The 5,163-nt window shown below is 39.7% G+C and carries 5 protein-coding genes and 2 pseudogenes; 3 read left to right on the forward strand and 4 right to left on the reverse strand.

Features of this window, described 5'->3' with window-relative positions:
• A pseudogene (locus KPX09_RS04220) lies at window positions 1-213 on the forward strand (GTP cyclohydrolase II); the annotation flags it as partial.
• 387 nt (window positions 214-600) lie between these two features.
• Here the strand turns inward: KPX09_RS04220 and KPX09_RS04225 are convergent.
• Window positions 601-1,026, reverse strand: coding sequence for a hypothetical protein (locus KPX09_RS04225; protein ID WP_011451336.1), 426 nt, complete (start codon window positions 1,024-1,026; stop codon window positions 601-603).
• A 468-nt stretch (window positions 1,027-1,494) separates the two neighbouring features.
• Here KPX09_RS04225 and KPX09_RS04230 point away from each other — a divergent pair, with 468 nt between their 5' ends.
• Entirely contained in the window at window positions 1,495-2,649 is a 1,155-nt protein-coding gene (locus KPX09_RS04230) for a phosphoglycerate kinase (RefSeq protein ID WP_249549137.1), read from the forward strand.
• Between the two features lie 78 nt (window positions 2,650-2,727).
• Here KPX09_RS04230 and xseA read toward each other — a convergent pair whose 3' ends face one another.
• The 3 genes and pseudogenes from xseA to KPX09_RS05805 form a co-directional block, all read right to left on the reverse strand.
• Window positions 2,728-3,924 carry an exodeoxyribonuclease VII large subunit gene (gene xseA, locus KPX09_RS04235; protein WP_346017242.1) on the reverse strand — a complete coding sequence of 399 codons (1,197 nt, stop codon included), beginning with the start codon at window positions 3,922-3,924 and terminating at the stop codon, window positions 2,728-2,730.
• Complete coding sequence (locus KPX09_RS04240) at window positions 3,893-4,396, reverse strand: hypothetical protein (protein ID WP_249549138.1); 504 nt, start codon at window positions 4,394-4,396, stop codon at window positions 3,893-3,895. Before KPX09_RS04240 ends, xseA begins: the two co-directional genes overlap by 32 nt.
• Before the next feature lie 18 nt (window positions 4,397-4,414).
• Window positions 4,415-4,540, reverse strand: a pseudogene (locus tag KPX09_RS05805) (zinc-ribbon domain-containing protein); the annotation flags it as partial.
• 396 nt (window positions 4,541-4,936) lie between these two features.
• On the opposite strand from KPX09_RS05805, the gene KPX09_RS04245 reads away from it, so the two are divergent.
• Window positions 4,937-5,098: a hypothetical protein gene (locus KPX09_RS04245; RefSeq protein WP_249549140.1), complete on the forward strand. Its 162-nt coding sequence runs from the start codon at window positions 4,937-4,939 to the stop codon at window positions 5,096-5,098.
• The last annotated feature ends 65 nt before the right edge of the window (window positions 5,099-5,163 follow it).

Consider the following 5,163-nt stretch of genomic DNA (forward strand, 5'->3'; position numbering starts at 1 on the left):
GACGATGAACGCATATTCTTACCTGCAGCCATGATTTTAAGGAACCTGGGGATATCGAGCCTTCAGTTGCTAACCAATAATCCTCACAAAGTGCAGGAGATAAGTAAGTATGGATTTGATGTGACAAAGACGATTCCTTTTCACATGGAGATCAACGAATATAACGGAAATTATATTAAAACCAAGCAGACTCGTTTAGGCCATACAAACTAGTAATGGTGGTAGATCTTGCGTATAGGGCCTGCTTCATTATTGAAGCGAGATGGAGTAATTAGCATTTCTACAAGCAAGCTGTCCTGCTCTATCATGTCGGCCACTAACAAGTGCATAGTTACACCAGAACGACGGGTTTGCTGCTAAGCAACCGATCCACTAGGTGCCTGCCTACTGACTTATTCTCGTAGAAGTAACAAGTAAACAAATATATCGTGTGGATTACCACTTGTACTATCTTAAGCTTTCTGACTCTCCATAGTAGAATGCTAGCATAATACTTGCATGCACAAAAAACCATGAAATTGTCATCTCTGCTATTGTTGTATGTGTGAGGAAATGTAGCTATGAACCAAGAACGGCGATTATGGAAAAAACCGTAATATACTAGATGCTAAATGAGCTCCTTAATAATTTTGCAGCTTCATCAAATTCTTCATAGAAGCTTTTCTTTAAGCTCTCTGGTAGGATAATACCCAACACACTCTCGAAGTGCTTCGACAAATCTTGTAGGCGTGAAGAGTAATTTTTCTTCTTACTTGCAAACTTCCCAAAAGATATACCGTCCAGTATTTCTATGCTGACGGCTTTGTTTAACAATACACAGTCTACTGATAGGTTAATTCTTAGTAACACATTCCTAATGGGTTCAGTATCAAAAGCAAGAACACCGTTTACACCATATATCTTCAAGGAGTATAAGCAGGATACTCGGGATAAACTACGGCTGCCGTATTTTTTGTGTTTGACCACTTCCCACTGTATTCCCGAAGGCCCGGTACTTCCCTGTGTAGCATCAGGCACTTGCTCCATAAAACCCTCCCTGTAACACTAGCAGTGCTGAATTATACATGCTGCATAGTTAAATAATGAATAATGGTGAAATTAGACGGCATTTGTTCTAGTTTCTGGTGTAACTCAGATAACTATTTGATAACAATATAAGAAACTCCATTAAGTATGAAACCCCATTTCTTGTAAGAAAATGTTACCCATATTGGTAACATGCATGAACCAAAACGGCGACTGCACAAATTGTTATCGCATGAGAAAAGGTTAAAGCATAAATACAACCTCATAGCATCGTTTGATCGTACGTGACAAATGCTGTTTAACACCATATAGCCAAAAGTATCTCCAGAATCACTGTAAATTTTCTGCAGCATTTGTACGAATAGTTATTGCTTGTATCGTATACTACACGTGTGTAAACTTTCTGTGGTGAGGCATTAATGTGCCTATATCGCATTTTCTTCAAAACTTAGGAGATGGTTTTTGCGTATGGGAGATATCCGAGATTTACCAGTAATAGGTTCTGCTAATATAAGCAACAGTAGGGTTCTGTTGCGTGTTGACCTCAATGTTCCCATTAGCAATGGAGAGGTTCATGATAAAACTAGAATAGAGAGGATCACACCTACAGTTGAGTTTCTGGTAAAGGCTAAGGCAAAGGTTGTGATGATTTCCCACCTTGGAAGACCTAAGGCACGAGAGGAGGAATTTTCTCTAAGGCAGGTAGTAGACGTCGTAAGCAAAGTCTTAGGAGTTGAGGTCACTTTCATTTCCGATATTACCAGAGAAGAAGTTGATAGCGTGATAGATTCCCTACCTTGGGGCTCTGTAGTTCTACTGGAAAACCTTAGATTTTTTGCTGGTGAAGTAGAGAATGATTTAGGGTTTGCACGGCAGCTTGCATCTCTGGCAGACATATATATTAATGATGCGTTTTCTTGCTCCCATAGAAAGCATGCTTCCGTAGATGCCATTATGAATCTACTGCCATCGTTTGCAGGGTTCAATCTACAAGAAGAACTAAATTACTTAGATGGTATCGTGAGTGAAAGCCCAGGGGCTGCCATAATAGGTGGGGCGAAAACTTCTGTAAAGATACCTATGCTCCGAAATTTCGCGAGCAGGCTAGATTTTCTGATATTAGGAGGAAGTCTATCCACCACATTTCTAGATGCCATGGGATTCAAGATTGGGAATTCGTTTTTTGAGAAAAATATTGAGGAAGCCTTGGCAGTTATAGAAGCTGCAAAAAAGAGTGGTTGTAAAATCATACTACCTGTGGATCATGTTGTAGCGCAGAACCTAGAAGGTCAAGTTAAAGTGAAAGACAACAATGATCTGACAATGGAAGACTCAATATTTGATATTGGGGAGAAAACTTCCCGCATCGTAGAAGAAACCACCAGGAAGTGTAAAACCATATTTTGGAATGGACCATTAGGTGTTTTCGAGCACGAGTCTTTTAAGGGAGGAACTGAGAGATTAACCAAAGCACTCGTATCTTGTCATAAGGAGAACGGAGCTAAAACTATCATAGGAGGAGGCGATAGTATATTCGCTATGCGATCGTTTGGTTATTGTGAACAAGATTTTTCGTATGTCTCTACTGGCGGAGGAGCACTTCTGCATTTCCTTGCATTGTAGCGTAATTGCAGTAGTACACGTATTTTTATGTAGCACTACATAAGGGGAATCGAGGCCATAGAACGAAGAAAAGTTGGTTCATATGATGATAGCGCGGCGTTTACCATCCTTGAGCTCTATGGTTATGGTGTCATTAGTCGAAAGAGCTTTTACAGAGTTTATCTGCTTTTCGTGTTCGTCGCGTACTATAGCATAACCAACACCCAAGATATGTTTGCTGTCATAGTAGGAAAGTCTTTGCATCAAACTCTCTAGGTATTGTCTTTTCCTTAGTAAGGAAACCTGCAGAAGGTATCGGATTTTTTGCTTATATTCCAAAGCAACTCTACTTTTTTGTAGTAGACTATTTTTCTTCTCTGTTAGAATACCGCATAGCTTCAACAGGCGATATTCTTGCATTTTCACTATTCTCTCAAAGGAGATTTTAGTTCGAACAAATTTTTCGTTTATGCTAGCAACTAGTTTACTTTTTTCTGGCAACACCAGCTCCACAGCAGCTGTTGGAGTCGAAGCACGCAAGTCTGCTACATAGTCTATTATGGTAAAATCTGTTTCATGCCCTATAGCTGATACAACAGGGATTTTGGATGCCGCAACAGTTCTAGCTAGTTCTTCATCATTAAACGGCCATAAGTCTTCAAAGCTTCCTCCACCTCTCGCCACAATTATCACATGGGGAGGGTCCACAAAGCTATTAAATCCCTTAATAGCCTCGATAACCATGGCGCTGGCTCTATCTCCTTGCACTTGTACAGGCCATACAACAACATTGCTAGGGAACCTTTGCTTTACTCGGCTTATAATATCACTAATAACTGCACCTGTAGGAGAGGTTATAACTCCGATTTTTGTTGGTAAAAACGGAAGCTTTCTCTTTCGTGCAGGGCTAAAAAGTCCTTCGAATTCCAGTTTTTTCTTTAGTTCCGCAAGCATGGCAGCTAATTTTCCATAACCTGCCAATGTCATATCGGTTACAATAAGCTGATACTTGGATTGGTACACGCTTAAATAACCGGTACACACTACTTCTAATCCATCGCGAAACTGTACTCTGAGCCTTGTTCCGTGCCAACATACGGCGTTTATTACAGAGTTGCTGTCCTTTAGTGTAAAGTATACGTGTCCCGAATTGGGCCTAGATAAGCCACTAATTTCCCCTCTAACCTTTATGCTATAGAACGTTTCCTGCATAAATCTTTGCAGCACACCCATAATTTCCGTTACGGTAAACTCGGGTATATCGTTAGAAAAGGATCTCAAAAGCGTTACCTGCACGAACCTTAACTGTATTTGCTGAACTGGGCACTCCCTTAATCACCCTTTCGAAATTCATGCCTGTCTTGCCTTTTATCACATTGTACTTATCTACCTCTATTTTTTTTGAGAATACACTTTTTTGGTTCTCATCATAGAAAGTAAAGCGCACACCAGGCACAAATCGTTCCTTGCCGGCGTCATTGATGATTACCCACCTGACTCTCACTTGCATAGTACCATCACTATGCACTTTCAATACTTCCACACCAGAGCTACGCAGCTTAATGTCAGAAGTATCATAGATTTCGGTTAACCGATAAATCTTTCTAAAAGTGTATGAGAAACGATCTTGAAAAGAGGACGAAAAGAAGAACAAAAGGGGAAATAAAATTATCATTTGTATCAAAGTCTTCCCCCAAAAGAACTTCTCTACCCGTTCTTTTTTACCACCAGGCGGACCTTTGGAGGATATACTAGCACTTTCTGGCATAAAAAGCCATGTGTGGTGGCAGTGAGAACACTTTACCTCTTTCCCTTTCTTAGGAATTCTTGCACCCGCTACGCTATACACAGCACCGCAATTTGTGCAAACGACCCTAATCATATTAGTATGTAGGAGAAAAACAGGATTCATTATACCGTATTTTCTATTAAATGTCCAGATTGAGGTATTTACTGAAAGCAAAATAGTGGACGATTTTAGATATTCTCTTTGTGCCTTACACTTCCAACATCAATTTAAGTTAGAAGTCGGAAAAGAAATTCTTAACAGAGAGATTAACTATTTCTATGACCCTGAAACATCTGTTTTTCGAAGACAGAATGTAACAGAGAGAAAAAATCTCCATCTTGCGAAAGCGCTTTGAGAGAAATCTAATCTCCGACTAATGCATATGGTGTTGAGCACATCAGGAATTCAAGCTGTCTTTCAGTTTTCGAAGATATTATAAGGGTTCACCAATAAAACTTTGGGACATGTCACAGCAACACAATCCTGATTCTAAAACTCTGGTAAGTATTACAACAACCTATGACTCTTCTAGGTATAATAAGAGTGTACGCAGTAACTTCTATTATTAAAAACAGGACTAAGGGAATTAGAGATAGTGGTAGTAAGGAAGATGAAGCATATACAGTATATCTACTAGCTAAGGAGTTAGCTTATGATGTAGTGTCTCTCGTTTACAAATGAGTTTAATATGCGAGGAGACTGAGTAACTACGCTCCTCCGAATATCTAAAAGCAGTCTCTAGGTAT

The sequence above is a fragment of the Anaplasma phagocytophilum genome (assembly GCF_023476575.1).
Taxonomy (GTDB): Bacteria; Pseudomonadota; Alphaproteobacteria; order Rickettsiales; family Anaplasmataceae; genus Anaplasma; species Anaplasma phagocytophilum_A.